Genomic DNA, 19,539 nt, shown 5'->3' on the forward strand with positions numbered 1-19,539 from the left:
GTGGCTCATGACTTCTTGGCCTTGGTGGTGTGGGCGGCGACCCAGATCGCGACCGCGATGAGCGTGCCGAGACCGAAGATCCAGCCGAACAGACCCTCGGTCACCGGACCGAGGCTGCCGAGCGTGAGACCGCCGGGGTTGGGCTCATCGTTGGTGGTGTGGCGGACGAAGGCCACGATCTGCTTCTTCTGCTCCTCGGGCATGGTGGTGTCCGGGAACGACGGCATGTTCTGCGGGCCGGTCTGCATGGCCTCGTAGATGTGCTTGGCGTCCACACCCTCCAGCGACGGGGCGTACTTGCCCTTGGTCAGGGCACCGCCCTGACCGGCGAAGTTGTGGCACTGGGCGCAGTTGGTGCGGAACAGCTCGCCACCCTTGGAGAGGTCCTCGGGGTTGGTCGAGGTGTACTGCTCCTCGGTCGGGATCACCGGGCCGGGGCCGAGCGAAGCCACGAAGGCGGCGAGCTGGTCGATCTCCGCCTGCGCGTAGATGTTCTTCTTGGCCGGCACCTGGGCGCCGGGCTGCTGGGCCGGCATGCGGCCGGTTCCGACCTGGAAGTCGACTGCGGCGGAGCCGACGCCGACCAGGCTGGGACCGTCGCTGCTGCCCTGGCCGTTCAGGCCGTGGCAGGAGGAGCAGCCCACGGCGAAGAGCTTCTTGCCCTCATCGATCGCGAGCGACTGCGCGGCGACGTCGGCCTGCGCCTTGTCGGCGGGCGCGAACGCGGCGTACAGCCCCCCGGTTGCCGCCAGGGCGAGAAGTAGGACGACCAGCGCCGCCAGTGGGTGGCGCCGTCGTGCGGAGAGCTTTTTCACGGAATAACCCCGGTGTCAGGATCTGGTCGACTGGTGGGTGCACCCGGCGGCCGGTCTGGCCGGCACGAGGCGGCCTGTCTAGGGCTGCGCGCGCGGTCGGTCGGTTGGGAGCGTAGGCACCGGCAAATCGGGCCGTCGCCGGTGAGGGCGGGACCCGGGGCCGGTGGCCAGCGACCTGATCAGCTGGTTACTTGATCAGGTAGATGGTCGCGAACAGGCCGATCCACACGACGTCGACGAAGTGCCAGTAGTACGACACCACGATGGCGGCGGTGGCCTGCTCGTGCGTGAAGCGCTTGGCTGCGTACGTCCGTCCGAGGACCAGCAGGAAGGCGATCAGACCACCCGTCACGTGCATACCGTGGAAGCCGGTGGTCAGGTAGAACACCGTGCCGTACGGGTCGGAGGACAGCGAGAGGCCGTCCTTCTTGACCAGCTCGGTGTACTCGAAGATCTGGCCGCCGATGAAGATCGCGCCCATCACGAAGGTGATGACGAACCACGAGCGGAGCTTCTTCACGTCCCCGCGCTCGGCAGCGAACACGCCGAGCTGGCAGGTGAGAGAGGAGAGCACCAGGATCGTGGTGTTGACCGAGGAGAAGGGCACGTTGAGGGCGTGCGCCTTCTCGCTCCAGAACTCGGCTCCCTTGACGGAGCGGAGCGTGAAGTACATCGCGAAGAGGGCCGCGAAGAACATCAACTCGGAACTGAGCCAGACGATCGTTCCGACGCTGACCATGTTCGGCCGGTTGACCGATCCGTGCGCGTGCCCGGTTTCTACTGCTGTTGCTGTCGCCACGACGGACATTATGTCGGTCCCTTATTCCGTCTTCACGCCGGGGGGTCTCCCTCGGAGTGTCCGGTGCGTGCGGTATGCCCCGGTGACGGCCGTCGAGGGGTCCGGATGGCGGCTGAGCAGCGGCGTGTCCCTTTTCTGACGGTTCCTCGAAGGCGCCTTCGACCCTGTTGCCCCGCGTGTCGCTCCACCCCTTCGGGGGCGGTCGGGAGTAAGGGATCGGCCGTTGCGTCGGCCGTACGGGTGGACCGCGCCGCCGGGGGTGACGAGCTGTCCTCCGAGCGGGTGAGTCGTGGGCGCGGCGGCTTGAGATGGATCGCGCGGGAGTGGCTCGGCGGGCGGTGATCGGGAGTAGCATCCGGGTTGAGGCGAACGTGGTCCGGATCACACTTGAGGGAGCAGGGCCCATGGCGGACACCACCGACGAGACGCTGACCGTTCTCGTCTACAGCCACGACCGCAACACCCGCGAGCAGGTGCTGACGGCCCTCGGCCGCCGGCCCGCCGAGGATCTGCCGGAGCTGACCTACCTGGAGTGCGCGACCACCCCCGCGGTGCTGAAGGCACTGGAGAAGGGGGGCGTGGACCTCTGCGTGCTGGACGGCGAGGCGGTGCCGGCCGGCGGCCTGGGGCTCGCCCGGCAGTTGAAGGACGAGATCTACGGCTGCCCGCCGCTGCTGGTGCTGATCGGCCGGCCGCAGGACTCCTGGCTGGCCGCCTGGAGCCGGGCCGATGCCGCCATCTCCCACCCGGTCGACCCGGTGGCGCTGGCCGAGGCGGCCGCCGCCCTGCTCCGGGCCCGCTTGGCGAAGCGGGCGCCGGCCGCCCGGTAGAGGGGCGCGTCTCAGTACGAGAGAAGTGAAGGCCGCGGCGGGGCGGTGGCGTCCCGCCGCTCGATAGGCTGGCTCCATCCTTACGGACATCCCCTCGGGGAACCGACAAGAGCTGGAGTCAGCCATGGTGAACGTGAACCCTGCGAACGGCGGCAAGGACCCCGTGCAGGTGGTCCGCACCTGGCCGGACATCCTCTCGGCACTGCTGCGGGGCGAGGACCTGAGCCGGGCGGACACCGCCTGGGCGATGGACCGGATCATGAGCGGCGAGGCGTCCGCGGTGCAGATGGCGGGCTTCATGGTCGCCCTGCGGGCCAAGGGCGAGACGGTCGACGAGATCGTCGGCCTGGTGGACTCGATGTACGCGCACGCCGAACCGCTCTCCATCCCCGGCCCGGCGGTGGACATCGTGGGCACCGGCGGCGACCGGGCGAAGACCGTCAACATCTCGACCATGTCGGCGATCGTCGCCGCGGCGGCCGGCGCCAAGGTGGTCAAGCACGGCAACCGGGCCGCCTCCTCGGCGAGCGGCTCCTCGGACGTGCTGGAGAAGCTCGGCGTCAATCTGGACCTCTCGGCCCGACGGGTCGCCGAGGTCGCCGAGGAGGTCGGGCTGACCTTCTGCTTCGCGGCCAAGTTCCACCCCGCGATGCGGCACACCGCCCCGGCCCGCAGCGGCCTCGGGGTGCCCACCGCGTTCAACACCCTCGGCCCGCTGACCAACCCGGCCAAGGTGACCGCGCACGCCATCGGCTGCTTCGACACCCGGCTGGCCTCCCTGATCGCCGGAGTGCTGGCCCGGCGCGGATCCACCGCGCTGGTCTTCCGCGGCGACGACGGCCTGGACGAGCTGACCATCACCACCACCTCGCGGATCTGGATCGTGCGCGACGGCGAGGTCACCGAGACCTCCTTCGACCCGCGCGAGGTCGGCATCGAGCTGACCGGCATCGAGGCACTGCGCGGCGGCGACCCGGCCTTCAACGCGGACGTCGCGCGCCGGCTGCTGGCCGGCGAGCGCGGGCCGGTGCGGGACGCCGTCCTGATGAACACGGCGACGGCGCTGGTGGCGCTGGACCTCACCGACGCACCGCTCGCCGAGCAACTGGCGGCCGGGATGGAGCGGGCCGCGGCGGCCATCGACTCGGGCGCCGCCCAGGACCTGCTCCGCCGCTGGTCGGAGGCCACCACCAGGTCATGAACCGACAGTTGAGGCCTGCGGGGGACACCCCCCGCGGGCCTTCGCGCACCCTCCGGCCCCACCCGCCCCAACCCGGAGCCGAACCCCCGCCCCGCCCGCCCGCATTGAGCCCCGCCCCGCCCGCATTGAGCCCCGCCCCACCCGTCTTGAGCCCCGCCCCGCGCCAAACCCGCCCCGAGCCGAAGGGCCGCGCCGACCGTCGGCGCCGGGTTAAGCGGCCCGGAGGCGAGCGGGCGACAAAGCAGTCCGGATGGTGGACTCTTGTTTGACCACTCGGCGGACGCGACCTAGAGTCTTCGCCAGGTCATGAGTGACAGCGTCAAGCCCCAGCTGGCTGTCCGGCAACCCTCCGTCCGTGGCGGGGTGCCCTGGGTGAGGACCGGGTCTCGCGGCAATCCGTCCGCGCGACAAGCGCGGACGCCGGTGACACGCACTCCCGGGGTCCTTACCCGTCGAAGGAGTGCACCCCCATGTCCGTCGCCACCGAAATCTGCGCCCCGCTCCCCGTCCTCGGCCACGACGTCGAGGTCCCGCTGGTCAACGGTGACAAGGTCACCTACGCCGCGCTCGACTACGCCGCCAGCTCCCCGGCGCTGCAGCGGGTCTGGGACGACGTCGCCGCCTACGCCCCCTACTACGGCAGCGTGCACCGGGGCGCCGGCTACCTCTCCCAGCTCTCCACCGACCTCTTCGAGCAGAGCCGCCGCACCGTCGCGGACTTCCTCGACCTGCGGGAGGGCGACCAGGTGGTCTTCACCCGGGCCACCACCGACTCGCTGAACCTGCTGGCCGGCGCCGTCCCGGCCGGTACCCGGGTCTTCGCCTTCGAGACCGAGCACCACGCCTCGCTGCTGCCCTGGCGCCACGCCGGGCTGAGCGTCACCTACCTGCGCGCCCCGCGCTCGCGGGCCGAGGCGGTCGCCGCCCTGGACGCCGCGCTGGCCGAGGCCCCCGAGGGCCCCAAGCTGCTCTGCGTCACCGGCGCCTCCAACGTCACCGGTGAGCTCTGGCCGGTCGCCGAGCTGACCGAGACCGCCCACCGGCACGGGGCCCGGGTGGTGCTGGACGCCGCGCAGCTCGCCCCGCACCACCGGGTCTCGGTGCGGGAGCTGGGCGTGGACTGGATCGCCTTCTCGGGGCACAAGATCTACGCGCCGTTCGGCGCCGGGGTGCTGGCCGGCCGGGCGGACTGGCTGGACGAGGCCGAGCCGTACCTGGCCGGCGGCGGTGCGACCCGCACGGTGGCCCGGGAGGCCGACGGCTCGGTGGCCGTGCAGTGGCACACCGGCCCGGCCCGGCACGAGGCCGGTTCGCCGAACGTGATCGGCGCCTACTCCATCGCCTCGGCCTGCCGGGCGCTGACCGAGGCCGGCTTCGACGCGCTGGAGGCCCGTGAGCGGCAGCTGGTCGCCCGGCTGAAGGCCGGCCTGGCGGAGGTCCCGCAGGTGCGGGTGCTGAACCTGTTCGGCGACGACTCGGCCCGGGTGGGTGTGCTCTCCTTCGTCGTCCAGGGCTGGAACAGCTCGCACTTCTCGGCCGCGCTCTCCGCCGAGTACGGCATCGGGGTGCGTGACGGCCTGTTCTGTGCGCACCCGCTGGTGCGCACCCTGCTCGGCGACGAGGACGTGGCGCCCTCCGAGTGCGGTGCGCCGGAGGCGTCGCTGCCGGGGGAGCGCAGCCTGAACGCGATCCGGGTCAGCTTCGGTGCGGGCACCCCGGACGAGCACATCGAGCGGTTCCTGACCGCCGTCCGCGAGCTGGTCACGGACGGCGCGGCCTGGAGCTACCGCAACGAGGGCGGCCGCTGCGTCGCCACTGTGCAGATCGACAGGGGCCGGCGCGAGGGCTGAGCGGGGGAGGCTACTCGCCGAGGCCCAGGGCGAAGGCGGTCTCCAGGTCGTGCTGGGAGTAGGTGCGGAAGGCGATCTGGGTCTCGGTGTGGGCCACGCCCGGGACCTTGTTCAGCCGGCCGGGGATCACCTCGGCGAGGTCGTCGTGCCGGCGTACCCGCACCATCGCCACCAGGTCGTAGCCGCCGGTGACCGAGTAGACCTCGCTGACGCCCTCGATGGCCGCGATCGCCTCGGCGATCTCCGGGATGCGGTCGACGCTGGTCTTGATCAGGACGATGGCGGTGATCACTTTTCGGGCTCCTTTGTGAGGTGTCGCCAGGGTATCGGGCGTCAGCCGGGCCGTCGCGAGGGGCGGGTGGCCAACGTGCAGGCGTACAGGAAGCCGGCCGAGAAGCCGATCACATGGCACAGGTAGGCGACGCCCGGCCCGGCCGAGTGCACCGACCACCACTGCAGCGCGAACCAGAGGCCGAGCACCAGCCAGGCCGGGAACCGCAGCGGCAGGAAGAGCAGCAGCGGGACGAGCGTGGTCACCCGGGCGCGCGGGTGCAGCCGCAGGTAGGCGCCGAGGACGGCGGCGATCGCCCCCGAGGCGCCGATCAGCACCCGGGTCGAGTTCGCCGAGTGCGCCTCGGCCAGCGCGAAGCCGTAGGTGGCCAGCGAGCCGGCCGCCAGGTAGAAGAGGGCGAAGCGGACCCGGCCGAAGCGTTCCTCGATCGTGGGGCCGAAGACCTGGAGGAAGAGCAGGTTGCCCAGCAGGTGCAGCCAGCCGGCGTGCACGAAGAGCGAGCTGAGGACCGACAGGGCCGGGTGCTTGCCCGGGGTCGGGGCGGCCGGGCAGCCCGGTACCGGATCGGGGGCCTCGGCCAGCTGCTCGGCGCTCAGCGGGCGCCCGGCCAGCAGCTCGGCCGGGACGGCACCCCAGCGCTGCTCGTACCGCTGCTCCGCGCAGACCCGGTCCTGGCCGCGGCCGTACAGCGGATTGAGCCCGGCCGCCGGGCCGATCAGGAAGACCAGGACGTTGAGTGCGATCAGCGCGTAGCTGACGGCCGGGACGGGTGCGGCCGGGCGGCCGCCCCGCGCGCCGGTGTGGTCGAGGACCGGGAGCGCCATGCGACCAAGCATCCCTCCGTCCGGCGCGGGCGACACCGCGTTGTACGGCAGGTGGACCACCCCCGCGATCGCCGTGACCGGTGGCCGGGCCGGTTGCCTCAGGCAATAGGCTTGGGGCGGGCAATCCCGCCTCCCGCCGCCGATGCCGGGGCTCCGGGGGGAGCGCCTGAGCCCACCCAGGGACCACCCGAGAGGACCCCAGATGACCGTCCCCGCCCTGACCGCAGAGACGCGTTGGCGCTGCACCCTGTGCGGCAACCTGACCCGCTTCGACGTCACCCGTTCCGCCCGGGTGACCGAGTTCCTGCACTTCGACCTGGCCGGCGAGTCCAAGGTGGAGGAGACCGAGGTCCTCAGCGAGACCATCGAGTCGGTGCGCTGCCGCTGGTGCAACGCGGTGGACCAGGTCGAGCTGGTGGCCCGCCCGGGAGCCGAGGCCGCCGAGGCCGCCGAGCAGGCTTGATGCCCGCCCCCCGCGGCGGACGGTGCGCGGCACGGCCGTCCGCCGCGCGGGACAATACAGACAGAGCGCACGGAGCGTGACGACCAGGGGTACGGCCGACGGCCGTACCCCGCTGGACGAGGATCGGAGCCGAGGACGTGGTGGACGCAGCGAAGGAGCCCGCCGGGCCGCAGGGGCGGCAGCCCGCTGTGGACGCGCAGGCGCCGGACGCGGTCGAGGCTGCCGCACCCGGTACCGGCGCCCCCGCCGAGGAGGCCGCCGGCGAGGAGTCGGGCGGCTCCGGCGGTGAGGAGCCGGCGGCAGGCCGCGCGGCGGAGAAGCTCGACCGGCCGCTGCCCGAGGGGGTGCGCCGGCGCGTGGTGGGCCTCGCCGCGGACGCGCTCGGCGGGCTGCCGCTCGCTGAGCTGCCGCAGACCCTGCGCCCGTACGCCAAGTTCACCCCGGCGCGCCGGGCCAAGTACGCAGCCACCGCGCTGGCCGCGGCGCTGGAGTCCGAGCCGGCGTTCCGGGTGCGGATAGCGGAGCGACTGCGGCTCGGGCAGCCGGACCTGGTCAGGGCGCTGGAGTCGGGCAACGTGCCGGGTGCCGCCGATCCGATGGACGTGGCGGCCGCGGCCTACCTGGTGCGCTCGGCGGGCTGGAGTCGGCTGGTCACCGAGGCCGGCGAGGAGGCCGAACGGGCCGGCGCCGAGGGCGCGGCGGCGGAGGCGACCAGGCTGGCGGAGAAGCTGCAGGCGGAGCTGGCCGAGGTGCGCACCGCCGCCCGGGCCGACCTGGACCGGCAGCGGGCCGAGTCGGAGGACGTCCGCAAGGAGGCGGAGTCGCTGCGCAAGAAGGTGCGTTCGCTGGAGAGCGACACCCGCCGGGCGCAGGCCGAGACCCGTCGGCTCACCGGGGAGCTGGAGGCGCTGAAGGCGCAGTCGGCCGCCGAGCGCGGCGCCGGCGAGAGCGAGGTGCGCCGGCTGCGGCACCGGATCTCCGAGTTGGAGAACGCCGCCGAGCAGGGCCGCCGTTCGGCCCGCGAGGGGCGCAGCGTCGAGGACATGCGGCTGCGGCTGCTGCTGGACACCGTGCTGCAGTCGGCGCAGGGGCTCCAGCGGGAGCTGGCCCTGCCGGTCTCCCAGATCCGTCCGGCCGACCTGGTGGAGGCGGTGGTGCCGGGCTCGGCCTCGCCGCACGACGTGGCGCGGCGCGGCCTGGCCGAGGACGACCCGGCGCTGCTGGACCAGTTGCTGGCGATCCCGCAGGTCCACCTGGTGGTGGACGGCTACAACGTGACCAAGACCGGCTATCCGACGCTGCCGCTGGAGCAGCAGCGGATCCGGCTGCTGGGCGGGCTGGCGATGCTGGCCCAGCGCACGCAGGCGGAGGTCACCTGCGTGTTCGACGGGCAGGACCTCGACGTGCCGGTGATCATGGCGCCGCCGCGCGGGGTCCGGGTGCGGTTCAGTCGGACCGGGGAGACGGCGGACGAGCTGATCCGCCGGCTGGTGCGGGCCGAGCCGCAGGGGCGTCCGGTGGTGGTGGTCTCCGCCGACCGGGAGGTCGCGGAGGGCGTGCGGAAGGCGGGCGCGCGCCCCGTGGCTTCCGTTCTGCTGTTGAACCGGTTGGCCCGGCCCTGACCGCGTCCGGGTGCTGTCCAGGTCGAAGTGACGCCTGGTCAGCGCCCGGTTTGCGGGGATGTGTGGGTCCGGTGAAGTCATGGCGGGGAGCGGAAGTTCACGCCATCGGGGGAGTGGCGGAAAGCGTGGATCTTCACTAGGGTCTGGCGTCAAACCTATTTTCCGGATTCTCACCCAATCGGGTGAGTCCCGTTGGAAGAAGGAGCCGGTCTCTTGGCCACCCACCGCCGTCCCAAGCAGCCGAGCCGCGCGCGGGTCTCCGTGCTCACCGCTGCCGCGGCGACCGCGGTCGCCCTCTCCGCCCAGGTCGCCGCGCACGCCGCGCCCACTCCCTCCCCCAAGAAGGAGGACGTGAAGGCGCAGATCGACCAGTTGCAGGAGGAGGCCGAGCAGGCCACCGAGAAGTTCAACGGCGCCAAGGAGCGGGCCGACCAGCTGCGCAAGCAGTCGGACCAGCTCCAGGACCAGGTGGCCCGCGGCCAGGACCAGATGACCCAGCTCCAGGGCGGGCTGGCCGAGGTGGCGGCCGAGCAGTACCGCACCGGCGGCATCGACCCGTCCGTCCAGCTGATGCTCTCCTCCGACCCCTCCGGCTACCTGGACAAGGCCTCCAGCGTCCAGCAGGCCAGCTCCAGCCAGACCGAGGCGCTCAAGGGCCTGCAGGACCAGCAGCGCCGGCTGGACCAGCAGAAGGCCGAGGCGGCCGCGATTCTGGCCTCCCTGGACAGCACCACCAAGGACCTGAACCAGTCCAAGGCCGAGGTCAACAAGAAGCTCAAGGAGGCCCAGGACCTGCTGAACTCCCTCAGTGCGGCGGACCGGGCCGCGCTGAAGGCCGCTCAGCAGCAGGCGGACCGCGCCTCGCGCGGCAGCGAGCGGACCGACCTGGGCAGCCTGCCGCAGGGCAGTGGCATGGCCGGGGCGGCCGTCGCCAACGCGATGAGCAAGCAGGGCTCGCCGTACCAGTGGGGCGCCGTCGGCCCGAGCGGCTTCGACTGCTCCGGCCTGATGGTCTGGTCGTACGCGAAGGCCGGTGTCTCGCTGCCGCGCACCTCGCAGGCGCAGGCCAACTACGGCTCGAAGGTGCCCTCGCTCGCCGAGGCCCAGCCGGGCGACCTCATCATCTACCGCGCCGACCGCAGCCACGTCGGGATGTACATCGGCAACGGGATGGTGGTCCACGCGCCGCACACCGGTGACGTGGTCAAGGTGATGAAGGCCGACGCGATGCCGATCAACGCGATCCGCCGGGTCTGACGGACCGACACGCCCACGGGCCGGGATCCGGCCCTGTGATCCGCGCCACCTCCTGATCGGGGGTGGCGTCGGCGTCTGCGGCTGCTTGATGACAAACGATCAGCTCCGTGTGGGCAAGTGATCACGCCCGGTCATATTCGCGCATGACCTTGGATCTTCTTTCGGCATTTTTCTGACAAGGATTTGAACGGATCACGGTTCTGTTACTAGGGTCGTGCCTCGAACCACCGCACAGTCGATCACCCAGCAGGGGTGGCGGCGGAGGTTTACCGCCGAGTTCGCGAAGCAGCGGGGCAGAGCATCTGCCCGACGGGGAGCCCAGTAGTCGGGGGCGCTGTGGAACGGAGCCGGGGAACCATGTTCCTCCGGGGTGAATCGGCGCCAGGGCGACCGCAGCAGCGGTCGGTGAGGCGTCGTAGGGCAATGCTTCCGGCCCGAACCCGTCAGCTCACCCGGTAGGCGGACGTAGGAAGAAGGAGTCCGCCTTCGTGGCGTCCCATCGTCGTCCCAAGCCCGCCGGCCGCGCCCGGGTCTCGATCATGACCGGTGTCGCCGCTGCCGCGGTCGCCCTCTCCGCGCAGTCCGGCGCCCACGCCGACCCGACGCCGACCAAGGACCAGGTCAAGGAGCAGGTCGACCAGCTCAACGAGCAGGCCGAGCAGGCGACCGAGAAGCTCAACGGCGCCCAGGCCAAGCAGCAGGAGCTGCAGAAGCAGGTCGGTGAGCTGCAGGACAAGGTGGCCCGCCAGCAGGCCTCGGTGACCGAGGCCCAGGGCGGCCTCGCCGAGATCGCCGGCGAGCAGTACCGCAACGGCGGCATATCGCCGACCGTCCAGCTGATGCTCTCGTCCAGCCCGGACAGCTTCCTCACCCAGGCCGGTGCGATCAACCAGGCCGGCAGCACCCAGTCCAACGCGCTGAAGGACCTCCAGGAGCAGCAGCGCAGGCTCGACCAGGACCGCAACGAGGCGCAGGGCAAGCTCGGCGAGCTCGAGGCCACCACCCAGCAGCTGAAGGCCTCCAAGGACGAGGTCCAGGGCAAGCTGGCCAAGGCCCAGGACCTGCTCAACACGCTGACCGAGCAGGAGCGCGAGGCGCTGCGCGCGGCCGAGGAGAAGGCCGCCGCCGAGGCGAAGGCCAAGGCGGACGCCGCCAAGGCCGAGGCCAAGGCCAAGGCGGACGCCGACCGCGCCTCCCGCGACAACAGCCGCGACAACCTGGCCGGCTCGTCCTCGTCGACGGCTGCCAAGCCCGCCGCGTCCTCCCCGGCCCCCGCGCCGTCCGCGCCCGCCGCCAACGGCTCGCGCGCCGCCGCCGCGATCGCCGCCGCCGAGAGCAAGCTGGGTGCGCCGTACGTCTACGGCGCCTCCGGCCCGGGCTCGTTCGACTGCTCCGGCCTCACCAGCTGGGCCTACGCCCAGGCGGACGTGTCGCTGCCGCGCACCTCGCAGGCCCAGGCCACCATCGGCACCAACGTCGGCACCAACATCGCCAACGCCCAGCCCGGTGACCTGATCATCTACCGCTCGGACCGCAGCCACGTCGCGATCTACGTGGGCGGCGGCCAGGTCATCCACGCGCCGAAGCCCGGTGCGAACGTCCGGTACGAGACCGCCAGCATGCTGCCGATCAACGCCATCGTGCGCGTCTGATCCGGCGTCCGCCTGCACGGGCCCGGTCTCCCCTCGCGGGAGGCCGGGCCTGCGGCTTTCGGGCAGGACCGCGCTGGTGTCCGATTGCGGGTCAAATATTCGGGTTGGGAGGGGTTTGGACTCGATCGCCCGGACTCGCTAACGTCTGCCACCGGACTCCCGCTTGAGAGCCGCCCGCTCCGGTGCGGCGGCGGGGCCGGGTCGCAGGATCGGAGCCACTGTCGTATGGCCGTGCACCGCCGTTCCCCCCTGCCGGGCGCGCTCGCCCGCGCGCTGGTGCTGACCGCCGCGGCCACCACCGCGCTGGGGGTGGCGACGGGTGGTACCGCCCAGGCCGCCCCGGGCGCGCCGGACGGGCCGTCGAACCGCAAGGACGTCAAGGCGCAGGTGGAGCAGCTGTACGACGAGGCCGAGCAGGCCTCGGAGAAGTACAACGCGGCACTGGACGCCCAGCAGCGCCTCCAGCACGAGACCGGCACGCTCCAGCAGCAGGTCGCCGTCGGCCAGGACGAGCTCAACCAGCTGCGCGGCGACCTCGCCACCGTGGCCGGCGCCGAGTACCGGGGCGGCGGGATGGCGCAGACCGTCCAGCTGATGCTCTCCAGCGACCCGGAGGGTTATCTCACCAGGGCCCGCACCCTGGACCAGGCCGCCGAGCGGCAGAACGAGACGCTGCACGAGGTGGTGGCCCGTCAGCGCCGGCTCGACCAGCGCCGTGCCGAGACCTCCGTGAAGCTCTCCGAACTGGAGCAGACCCGCAGCGCCCTCGCCGAGAGCAAGCAGCAGATCCAGCAGCGGCTGGCCAAGGCGCAGCGGCTGCTCAACAGCCTGGGTGTCGGCGAGCGGGCCCGGATGGCGGCCCAGGACGCCCGCGAGGCCGAGCAGCGCGCCACCCGCGGCACCGACCGGCTCGACCTCGGCACCGCCCCGCCCGCCTCCGAACGCGGCGCCGCCGCGCTGGCCGCCGCCGTGAAGATGATCGGTTCGCCCTATGTGTACGGATCCACCGGGCCCCGGGCGTTCGACTGTTCCGGTCTGATGTACTGGAGCTGGCGGCAGGCCGGAGTGACCCTGCCGCGCACCTCGCAGGCCCAGGCGTACGCCGGCCGGCGGGTCGGCATCTCCGACGCGCGACCGGGAGACCTGGTGATCTTCTACCGGGACATGCACCACGTCGGCATGTACGCCGGCGGCGGGGTGATCGTGCACGCCCCCTACCCGGGCGCCAAGGTCCGCTACGAGAGCGTCAACGCGATGCCCGTCGCGGAGGTGATCCGGCTCTGAGCCGGCCCGGCCCGACACCTCCCGCCGAAGCCGGGGTACGCCGCCGCGTGCTGTCCCGGCGCGGTGCGCTGCTGCTCGCGGCGGGTGGACTGGCCCAGCTCTCGCTGCCCCGGGCGGCTCCGGCGGCCCCCCTGGCCGGGCTGCCGGCGGACCACCGGGCCGAGGTGAGCGGGCTGCTGGCCGAGCGGGCCCGGGCGCTGGGCGCCGGGCCGGCCGCACCCCCGGTCGAGGCGGCCTACCGGAACCTCGTGCTCGGGCCGGCCGGTGAGCCGGACCGGCTCACAGTCACCGCCGAACTGACCGTCCGGGTGGCCGGCTACGACGAGTACCCGGTGGTCCACCCGCGCCGGCTGGTACTGCTGCGCGCGCGCGACGGCTGGCGGGTCGAACGGGAGGAGGGCACCGGCGGGCCGGCGCCGCTCTGGGACCTCGGGAGCGTCCGCGCGGCGAGCGGCGCGCACTGCCTGGTGCTCGGCCTGGCCGGCGGGCCGGACCCAGCACAGCTCGCGGCCGTGGCCGACCGGGCCGTCCCGGCCGTCACCGCCCTCTGGGGCACCGCCTGGGCGGGCCGGCTGCTGCTGGAGCTGCCCGCCACCGAGGAGCAGTTCGGCCGGCTGCTGGACGCCGACCCGGCCGGCTGGACCGGCATGGCGGCCGTCACCACCGCGGCGCCCGGCGCCCCCTGGCACACCCCGGCGGACCGGGTGCTGGTCAACCCCGAGGCCTACCAGGGGCTCAGCGACTTCGGCCGCCAGGTGGTGACCACCCACGAGGCGGTGCACGTGGCGACCCGGGCCGACACCCGCGCCTGGACGCCGCTCTGGCTCTCCGAGGGCGTCGCCGACTGGACGGGCTACCGGGACTCCGGCCGCTCCCCGCGGCAGATCGCCCCCGAGCTGGCCCGTGACGTCGCCGCCGGGAAGGTGCCCTCGGCGCTGCCCGCCGACCGGGACTTCACCGCGGGCGCGGCCGGCATCGCCCAGGCCTACGAGCAGTCCTGGCTGGCCTGCGACCTGATCGCCCGCCGCTTCGGGGCGGACCGGCTGGTCGCCTACTACCGGGCGGTCGGCGCGGCGGGTGCGGGCGCCGGCCGGGAGCAGCAGTCGGACCGCGTCCTGCGGGACGAGCTGGGGCTCGGACTGGGCGAGTTCACCGAGCTCTGGGCCGCCGAGGTCCGCCGGCTCGCGGGGTAGGCCCCGCACCGACGGCGTCCGGCCGACCGGACGGACCCTAGCGGCGTCGCTGGGCCGGCGGTCCCGGCCGGTCGATGCCGTCCAGCAGGTCCTGCTCGTACGCGATCCCCGGGCGCACCGGGTAGCCGGTGGCCGACCCCGGCTCCGCGCGGTCCAGCACGACGGTGGCCGGGAGCTGGGCGGACCCGCGGGTCGAACGCCAGAGCCGGACGCAGGAGAGCCCGGTGGCGGCCAGCAGCAGCAGGTTGCGCAGGGTCAGCGCGGTGACGGCCCAGGGCTCGCTGTTGACCAGGTCGCTGAAGAGCAGCGGGAACTCCACCAGGGTCAGCGGCGTCGCGGCCAGGATCAGCAGCGCCACCGGCCGCTGGCTGGTACCGCGCACGGTCAGGCAGACCGCCGCCACGCCGACCAGCCAGACGAGGTACTGCGGGCTGATCACCCGGCTGGTCACGATGAAGATCAGCAGCGCGGCCAGCGCCGCGTCGTACATGGTGGCCGCGTTGCGGCGCTTGGCGGTGAAGCGCCAGAGCAGCAGCCAGGCGAAGCCCAGCAGGCTGCCGGCCATCATCACCTTGCCGACCACGTACACCCACGGCCCGAGCATCTCGACCGAGCCGTAGTTCATCGTCACCCTGCCGTCCCAGGCGCCGGCCATCCGGGCGAAGTGCAGGGGCAGGGCGCCCACCGACTCCACCTCGACGCCGCGGTCCTTCTGGAAGGTCAGGAACTCGAACGCGCCGTTCATCCCGGCCGTGAGCAGGAAGCCCACCGAGACGGCGGTGGCCGCGGCGGCGGTCCACGCACGGCGGGTGCGGCGGCCGGACGGGGTGCCGATCAGGCCGATCAGCGGCCAGACCTTGATGATCCCGCCCAGCCCCAGCAGGAGCCCGCCGATCGCCGGGCGCCGGATCAGCGCGAGCAGGCCGGCCACCGCGACCGCGGTGACGATGACGTCGTACCGGTTGTAGATCATCGGGCCGAGCAGCGGCACGCCGGCCACCCAGACCCAGGCGCCGGTCAGCGCCCGGCCCTTGCGCAGTCCGGTCCGCACCAGCAGGGCCATCGCGGCGGCGTCGGCGATCCCGCAGATCACCCAGAACGAGACCACGTACGACCAGGGCAGCAGCCCGGGCAGCATGATCACCAGGGCGGCGCCGGGCGGGTACTGCCAGGTCACGTCGTCCAGCGGGAAGGTGCCGGTCTGCAGGACGCCGTACCAGCCGTGGTAGATCAGCCAGACGTCGGTGGTGATGTCCCCGCCGGCCATCCGCAGCACGCCGGTCACCAGCAGCAGCAGCAGGGTCCGGGAGGCCAGCCACGTTCCGACGAGCGCACAGAGTGCCCCGGTGCGCCGGGAGGGGCCTGCGGGGGCCGGTACGGGCTCCTGGCGGACGGCCAGCGCCGTGCCGGATCCGTCGGCGCCGCTGGGTGAACCGGACTTGGTGGCCGGGGCCAACTCCACTGCGCTCCCTCGTTCGTCTCGGACGTCCCACCGGAGGCGTCGCGCGACGGACGCCCGGGCGGCCGGTGCCGGGCGCGGCGCCACGTTCGGCGGGGCCACAACGGCTGCCTAGGTTCTAGGACAGACCCGGGGGTGAAACGGTTGCCGTGCGCGGATCCGTTCCCGGCGGGTCATGGTGTTGACCTATCGTACGGATCACCCAGCGGTACACCGAGCACCCCCCGACCGAGCGAGCCGTGGCCTGATGCACAAGACCTTGATCGTCACCAACGACTTCCCGCCGCGACCCGGCGGCATCCAGGCCTTCGTCCACAACATGGCTGTCCGTCAGCCCGCCGGGAGCGTGGTGGTCTACGCGTCGACCTGGCGTGACGGCGGCGAGGTCGCCCGCTTCGACGCCGAACAGCCGTTCCCGGTGATCCGCGACCGGACGAAGGTGATGGTTCCCACACCGCGGGTCACCCGCCGGGCCGCCGAGATCCTCCGGGCCGAGAAGTGCGACTCGGTCTGGTTCGGGGCGGCCGCCCCGCTCGGGCTGATGGCACCCGCGCTGCGCCGCGCCGGGGCCCGGCGGCTGCTCGGCATGACGCACGGGCACGAGGCCGCCTGGGCCCAGCTCCCGGCGGCCCGGCAGCTGTTGCGCCGGATCGGCGCCGGCACCGACACCCTCACCTACCTCGGCGAGTACACCCGTTCCCGGATCGCCGACGCGGTCGGCCCGCAGGCGGCGGCCCGGATGGTGCAGCTGCCGCCGGGGGTCGACGAGCAGACCTTCCACCCCGACTCGGGCGGCGCCGAGCTGCGCCGCCGGCTCGGGCTCGCCGACCGGCCGGTGGTGGTCTGCGTCTCCCGACTGGTGCCGCGCAAGGGCCAGGACACCCTGATCGAGGCGATGCCGCAGATCCTCGCCGAGGTGCCGGACACCGTACTGCTGATCGTCGGCGACGGCCCCTACCGGGCGGACCTGGAGAAGCTCGCCGACGCCCGGGGCGTCCGCGCGGCGGTGCGGTTCACCGGGGCGGTGCCGTGGTCGGAGCTGCCCGCGCACTACGGCGCCGGGGACGTCTTCGCGATGCCCTGCCGCACCCGGCGGGGCGGGCTGGACGTCGAGGGCCTGGGCATCGTCTACCTGGAGGCCTCGGCGACCGGACTGCCGGTGGTGGCGGGGGACTCCGGCGGCGCGCCGGACGCGGTGCTTGAGGGGGAGACCGGCTACGTGGTGCCGGGCGGCTCGCCGGCCGCCGCGGCCGAGCGGATCGTCCGGCTGCTGAACGACGAGGAGCTGCGCCGGCGCCTCGGCGAGGCCGGACGGCGCTGGGTGGACCGCTCCTGGCGGTGGGACCTGCTCGCCGGGCGGCTCACCTCGCTGCTGGCCGGTTGACGGCGCGGTGCGGGGCCCCGCCGCGGCAGGGCCCCGCACCGTACGGTCAGCGCTGGTAGATCGCCTCGACGTCGGCCGCGAAGTCCTTCAGCACGAGGTTGCGCTTGAGCTTGAGCGACGGCGTGAGGTGACCGCTCTCCTCGGAGAGGACGGTGTCCAGCAGACGGAACTTCTTCACGGCCTCGGCGTGCGAGACGGCGGCGTTGCCGTCGTCCACGGCGGCCTGGACGGCGGCGAGCAGGTCCGGGTCCTCGCGCAGCTCGGCCACCGTGGCGGTGGCCGGCTTGCCGTTCAGCTCCTTCCACTTGGGGAAGAAGTCCTCGTCCACGGTGACCAGGCAGCCGATGAACGGCTTGCGGTCGCCGACCACCATCACCTCGCCGATCAGCGCGTGCGCGCGGATCCGGTCCTCGATCACGGCCGGGGCGACGTTCTTGCCGCCCGCGGTGACGATGATCTCCTTCTTGCGGCCGGTGATGGTGAGGTAGCCCTCGGAGTCCAGCGAGCCGATGTCCCCGGTGGAGATCCAGCCGTCCTTCAGCGCGTCGGCGGTGGCCCGCGGGTTGTTCCAGTAGCCGGTGAACACCTGCGGGCCCTTGAACAGGACCTCGCCGTCCTCGGCGATCCGTACCGCGGCGCCGGGCAGCGGCTGGCCGACCGTGCCGATCTTCGGCTTGTCCCACGGGTTGAAGGCGGTGGCCGCGCAGGTCTCGGTCAGGCCGTAGCCCTCCAGCACGGTGAAGCCGATGCCCCGGTAGAAGTGGCCGAGCCGCTCGCCGAGCGGGGCGCCGCCGGAGATCGCGTGGGTGGCCCGGCCGCCGAGCGCGGCGCGCAGCTTGCTGTAGACCAGCTTGTCGAAGATCTTGTGCTTGATCCGCAGGCCCAGGCCCGCACCGCCGGCGTCCAGCGCCCGGCTGTACGCGATCGCGGTGTCGGCGGCCCGGTCGAAGATCTTGCCCTTGCCGTCGGCCTGGGCCTTCGCACGGGCGGTGTTGTAGACCTTCTCGAACACGCGCGGCACGCCCAGGATCAGGGTGGGCCGGAACGCCGCCAGCTCGGCGGTGACGTCCTTGATGTCCGACACGTGGCCGAGCTTGATCGGGGCCATCGCGGGGGCGATCTCCGCGATCCGGCCGAGCACGTGGGCCAGCGGCAGGAAGAGCAGGACCGAGCTCTCGCCGGTGCGGAACAGCGGGGCCAGCCGCTCCACGATGTTGCCGCACTCGGCCATGAAGTTGGCGTGGGTCAGCTGACAGCCCTTGGGGCGGCCGGTGGTGCCCGAGGTGTAGACGATGGTGGCGATCGAGTCGGCCGTCGCCATCGAGCGGCGCTCGGTGACGGTGGTGTCGGGGACGTGCTGCCCCGCCTCGGCCAGCGCGGCCAGCGCGCCGCCCTCGATCTGCCAGGTCTGCCGCAGCAGCGGCAGGCGCCGGCGGACCTCCTCGACCACCGTCGCGTGCTGGGCGGTCTCGGTGAGCACGGCCACCGCCCCGGAGTCGCCGAGGATCCACTCCACCTGTTCGGCGGAGGAGGTCTCGTACACCGGCACGGTGATCGCGCCGGCCGTCCAGATCGCGAAGTCCAGCAGCGTCCACTCGTAGCGGGTGCGGGACATGATGCCCACCCGGTCGCCGGGCTCGATGCCCGCGGCGATCAGTCCCTTCGCGGCGGCGTGCACCTCGACCAGGAACTGGGCGGCGGTCAACTCCTGCCACCGGCCGTCCACCTTGCGGCTGAGCACCACGACGTCCGGGTGTCGCTCGGCGTTCTGGTGCACGAGGTCGGAGAGGTTACCGCCGCTCGGTACCTGGTAGAGGGCCGGAAGGCTGAAGTCGAGCAAGACTGCTCCTCGTTCGCGACGCTGCGGGACGGCAGGACGTTACTGCCCGGTAGGCAGCTTCGACCAGGGGGGTCGGCTCCGGTGTTCGAAGTGTCACACCTTTACCCGGTCCGACCAGGCCGTGACCGGGTCGTTCGAATGGCACCCTACGGCAGCCCGAGGGTGACCGACCGGTAGCCTGCGGGTGCCCCCGCGCCCGGGACTTCGCACCTGAGAGCCCTGGACCTGAGGGATCGCCGGTCGCGATAGCCTGCTCCGGGCGCACCCGACCGAGCAGGCTCGGCCGGGCCGGCAGCACGGGACGACGCGGAGGGCCATTCCATGGCGGAGCACACCAGGTCGAGCATCACCATCGACGCGACCCCGGCGAAGGTCATGGCCGTGATCGCCGACTTCGCCGCCTACCCGGCCTGGACCGGTGAGGTGAAGGAGATCGAGGTGCTGGAGACCGCCGAGAACGGCCGCGCCGCCCAGGTGCGCCTGCTGCTCGACGCCGGCGCCATCCGTGACGAGCACGTCCTCGCCTACACCTGGGACGGCGACCGCGAGGTGGGGTGGACGCTGGTGCGCAGCCAGATGCTCCGCTCGCTGGACGGCTCCTACTCGCTCGCCCCGCTGGACGGCGGCCGGACCGAGGTCACCTACCAGCTGGCCGTCGACGTGAAGATCCCGATGCTCGGGATGATCAAGCGCAAGGCCGAGAAGGTCATCATCGACCGGGCCCTGGCCGGGCTGAAGAAGCGCGTCGAAGGCTGACGCCGAGAAGACGGGGCC

The 19,539-nt window shown here is 72.8% G+C and carries 17 protein-coding genes and 2 riboswitches; of the genes, 11 read left to right on the forward strand and 6 right to left on the reverse strand.

The features are described from left to right. Nucleotides 1-5: 5 nt before the first annotated feature. Both ACFVYI_RS01450 and ACFVYI_RS01455 read right to left on the reverse strand, forming a co-directional pair. Entirely contained in the window at nucleotides 6-815 is an 810-nt protein-coding gene (locus ACFVYI_RS01450; protein ID WP_387880207.1) for a c-type cytochrome, read from the reverse strand. 187 nt (nucleotides 816-1,002) lie between these two features. Further along, nucleotides 1,003-1,623: a heme-copper oxidase subunit III gene (locus tag ACFVYI_RS01455; protein ID WP_073923280.1), complete on the reverse strand. Its 621-nt coding sequence runs from the start codon at nucleotides 1,621-1,623 to the stop codon at nucleotides 1,003-1,005. Nucleotides 1,624-2,018: 395 nt separating this feature from the next. Here ACFVYI_RS01455 and ACFVYI_RS01460 point away from each other — a divergent pair, with 395 nt between their 5' ends. The 3 genes from ACFVYI_RS01460 (at nucleotide 2,019) to ACFVYI_RS01470 (ending at nucleotide 5,495) form a co-directional block, all read left to right on the forward strand. Next, nucleotides 2,019-2,444 (forward strand): hypothetical protein, encoded by a 426-nt coding sequence (locus tag ACFVYI_RS01460; RefSeq protein WP_387880210.1) that lies wholly within the window; start codon nucleotides 2,019-2,021, stop codon nucleotides 2,442-2,444. Nucleotides 2,445-2,568: 124 nt separating this feature from the next. Then, nucleotides 2,569-3,645 carry an anthranilate phosphoribosyltransferase gene (gene trpD / locus ACFVYI_RS01465; protein WP_387880211.1) on the forward strand — a complete coding sequence of 359 codons (1,077 nt, stop codon included), beginning with the start codon at nucleotides 2,569-2,571 and terminating at the stop codon, nucleotides 3,643-3,645. A 302-nt stretch (nucleotides 3,646-3,947) separates the two neighbouring features. Beyond that, a riboswitch (SAM riboswitch) is annotated at nucleotides 3,948-4,065 on the forward strand. Nucleotides 4,066-4,115: 50 nt separating this feature from the next. Continuing rightward, entirely contained in the window at nucleotides 4,116-5,495 is a 1,380-nt protein-coding gene (locus ACFVYI_RS01470; protein WP_387880214.1) for an aminotransferase class V-fold PLP-dependent enzyme, read from the forward strand. A gap of 10 nt (nucleotides 5,496-5,505) precedes the next feature. Here the strand turns inward: ACFVYI_RS01470 and ACFVYI_RS01475 are convergent, their stop codons facing one another. Together ACFVYI_RS01475 and ACFVYI_RS01480 are read right to left on the reverse strand one after the other, a co-directional pair. After that, nucleotides 5,506-5,787, reverse strand: coding sequence for an Lrp/AsnC ligand binding domain-containing protein (locus ACFVYI_RS01475; protein ID WP_329487307.1), 282 nt, complete (start codon nucleotides 5,785-5,787; stop codon nucleotides 5,506-5,508). Between the two features lie 41 nt (nucleotides 5,788-5,828). Then, nucleotides 5,829-6,611: a rhomboid family intramembrane serine protease gene (locus ACFVYI_RS01480; protein WP_387880217.1), complete on the reverse strand. Its 783-nt coding sequence runs from the start codon at nucleotides 6,609-6,611 to the stop codon at nucleotides 5,829-5,831. Nucleotides 6,612-6,813: 202 nt separating this feature from the next. Between ACFVYI_RS01480 and ACFVYI_RS01485 the strand changes: the two genes are divergently transcribed. The 6 genes from ACFVYI_RS01485 to ACFVYI_RS01510 all read left to right on the forward strand — a co-directional run bounded on the left by ACFVYI_RS01485 (nucleotide 6,814) and on the right by ACFVYI_RS01510 (nucleotide 14,082). After that, nucleotides 6,814-7,074: a hypothetical protein gene (locus ACFVYI_RS01485; protein WP_387880219.1), complete on the forward strand. Its 261-nt coding sequence runs from the start codon at nucleotides 6,814-6,816 to the stop codon at nucleotides 7,072-7,074. A 137-nt stretch (nucleotides 7,075-7,211) separates the two neighbouring features. After that, nucleotides 7,212-8,696 (forward strand): NYN domain-containing protein, encoded by a 1,485-nt coding sequence (locus ACFVYI_RS01490; protein ID WP_387880221.1) that lies wholly within the window; start codon nucleotides 7,212-7,214, stop codon nucleotides 8,694-8,696. A 213-nt stretch (nucleotides 8,697-8,909) separates the two neighbouring features. Beyond that, nucleotides 8,910-9,953: an NlpC/P60 family protein gene (locus ACFVYI_RS01495; protein WP_387880224.1), complete on the forward strand. Its 1,044-nt coding sequence runs from the start codon at nucleotides 8,910-8,912 to the stop codon at nucleotides 9,951-9,953. A 322-nt stretch (nucleotides 9,954-10,275) separates the two neighbouring features. Next, nucleotides 10,276-10,431: riboswitch (cyclic di-AMP (ydaO/yuaA leader) on the forward strand. 10 nt (nucleotides 10,432-10,441) lie between these two features. After that, nucleotides 10,442-11,605 (forward strand): NlpC/P60 family protein, encoded by a 1,164-nt coding sequence (locus tag ACFVYI_RS01500; RefSeq protein ID WP_387880226.1) that lies wholly within the window; start codon nucleotides 10,442-10,444, stop codon nucleotides 11,603-11,605. A 225-nt stretch (nucleotides 11,606-11,830) separates the two neighbouring features. Then, nucleotides 11,831-12,889 (forward strand): NlpC/P60 family protein, encoded by a 1,059-nt coding sequence (locus ACFVYI_RS01505; RefSeq protein WP_387880227.1) that lies wholly within the window; start codon nucleotides 11,831-11,833, stop codon nucleotides 12,887-12,889. A gap of 47 nt (nucleotides 12,890-12,936) precedes the next feature. Beyond that, nucleotides 12,937-14,082: a hypothetical protein gene (locus ACFVYI_RS01510; protein ID WP_387880229.1), complete on the forward strand. Its 1,146-nt coding sequence runs from the start codon at nucleotides 12,937-12,939 to the stop codon at nucleotides 14,080-14,082. 37 nt (nucleotides 14,083-14,119) lie between these two features. Here the strand turns inward: ACFVYI_RS01510 and ACFVYI_RS01515 are convergent, their stop codons facing one another. After that, nucleotides 14,120-15,544, reverse strand: coding sequence for a glycosyltransferase 87 family protein (locus tag ACFVYI_RS01515; protein WP_387880230.1), 1,425 nt, complete (start codon nucleotides 15,542-15,544; stop codon nucleotides 14,120-14,122). Between the two features lie 244 nt (nucleotides 15,545-15,788). Between ACFVYI_RS01515 and ACFVYI_RS01520 the strand changes: the two genes are divergently transcribed. Beyond that, nucleotides 15,789-16,925 (forward strand): glycosyltransferase family 4 protein, encoded by a 1,137-nt coding sequence (locus ACFVYI_RS01520; RefSeq protein ID WP_387880233.1) that lies wholly within the window; start codon nucleotides 15,789-15,791, stop codon nucleotides 16,923-16,925. A gap of 46 nt (nucleotides 16,926-16,971) precedes the next feature. Here ACFVYI_RS01520 and ACFVYI_RS01525 read toward each other — a convergent pair whose 3' ends face one another. Further along, nucleotides 16,972-18,765, reverse strand: a complete 1,794-nt coding sequence (locus ACFVYI_RS01525) for an AMP-dependent synthetase/ligase (protein ID WP_387880234.1) — start codon at nucleotides 18,763-18,765, stop codon at nucleotides 16,972-16,974. A 321-nt stretch (nucleotides 18,766-19,086) separates the two neighbouring features. On the opposite strand from ACFVYI_RS01525, the gene ACFVYI_RS01530 reads away from it, so the two are divergent. Further along, complete coding sequence (locus tag ACFVYI_RS01530) at nucleotides 19,087-19,521, forward strand: SRPBCC family protein (RefSeq protein ID WP_387880236.1); 435 nt, start codon at nucleotides 19,087-19,089, stop codon at nucleotides 19,519-19,521. The last annotated feature ends 18 nt before the right edge of the window (nucleotides 19,522-19,539 follow it).

This window comes from Kitasatospora sp. NPDC058218 (assembly GCF_042882445.1).
GTDB lineage: Bacteria > Actinomycetota > Actinomycetes > Streptomycetales > Streptomycetaceae > Kitasatospora.

Excerpts from the sequence above, each read along its gene's own strand:
- ACFVYI_RS01530 (WP_387880236.1), top strand. The coding sequence starts at position 19,087 with ATGGCGGAGCACACCAGGTCGAGCATCACCATCGACGCGACCCCGGCG.
- trpD (WP_387880211.1), top strand. The coding sequence starts at position 2,569 with ATGGTGAACGTGAACCCTGCGAACGGCGGCAAGGACCCCGTGCAGGTG.
- ACFVYI_RS01470 (WP_387880214.1), top strand. The coding sequence starts at position 4,116 with ATGTCCGTCGCCACCGAAATCTGCGCCCCGCTCCCCGTCCTCGGCCAC.
- ACFVYI_RS01480 (WP_387880217.1), bottom strand. The coding sequence starts at position 6,611 with ATGGCGCTCCCGGTCCTCGACCACACCGGCGCGCGGGGCGGCCGCCCG.
- ACFVYI_RS01505 (WP_387880227.1), top strand. The coding sequence starts at position 11,831 with ATGGCCGTGCACCGCCGTTCCCCCCTGCCGGGCGCGCTCGCCCGCGCG.
- ACFVYI_RS01460 (WP_387880210.1), top strand. The coding sequence starts at position 2,019 with ATGGCGGACACCACCGACGAGACGCTGACCGTTCTCGTCTACAGCCAC.
- ACFVYI_RS01485 (WP_387880219.1), top strand. The coding sequence starts at position 6,814 with ATGACCGTCCCCGCCCTGACCGCAGAGACGCGTTGGCGCTGCACCCTG.
- ACFVYI_RS01520 (WP_387880233.1), top strand. The coding sequence starts at position 15,789 with ATGCACAAGACCTTGATCGTCACCAACGACTTCCCGCCGCGACCCGGC.
- ACFVYI_RS01455 (WP_073923280.1), bottom strand. The coding sequence starts at position 1,623 with ATGTCCGTCGTGGCGACAGCAACAGCAGTAGAAACCGGGCACGCGCAC.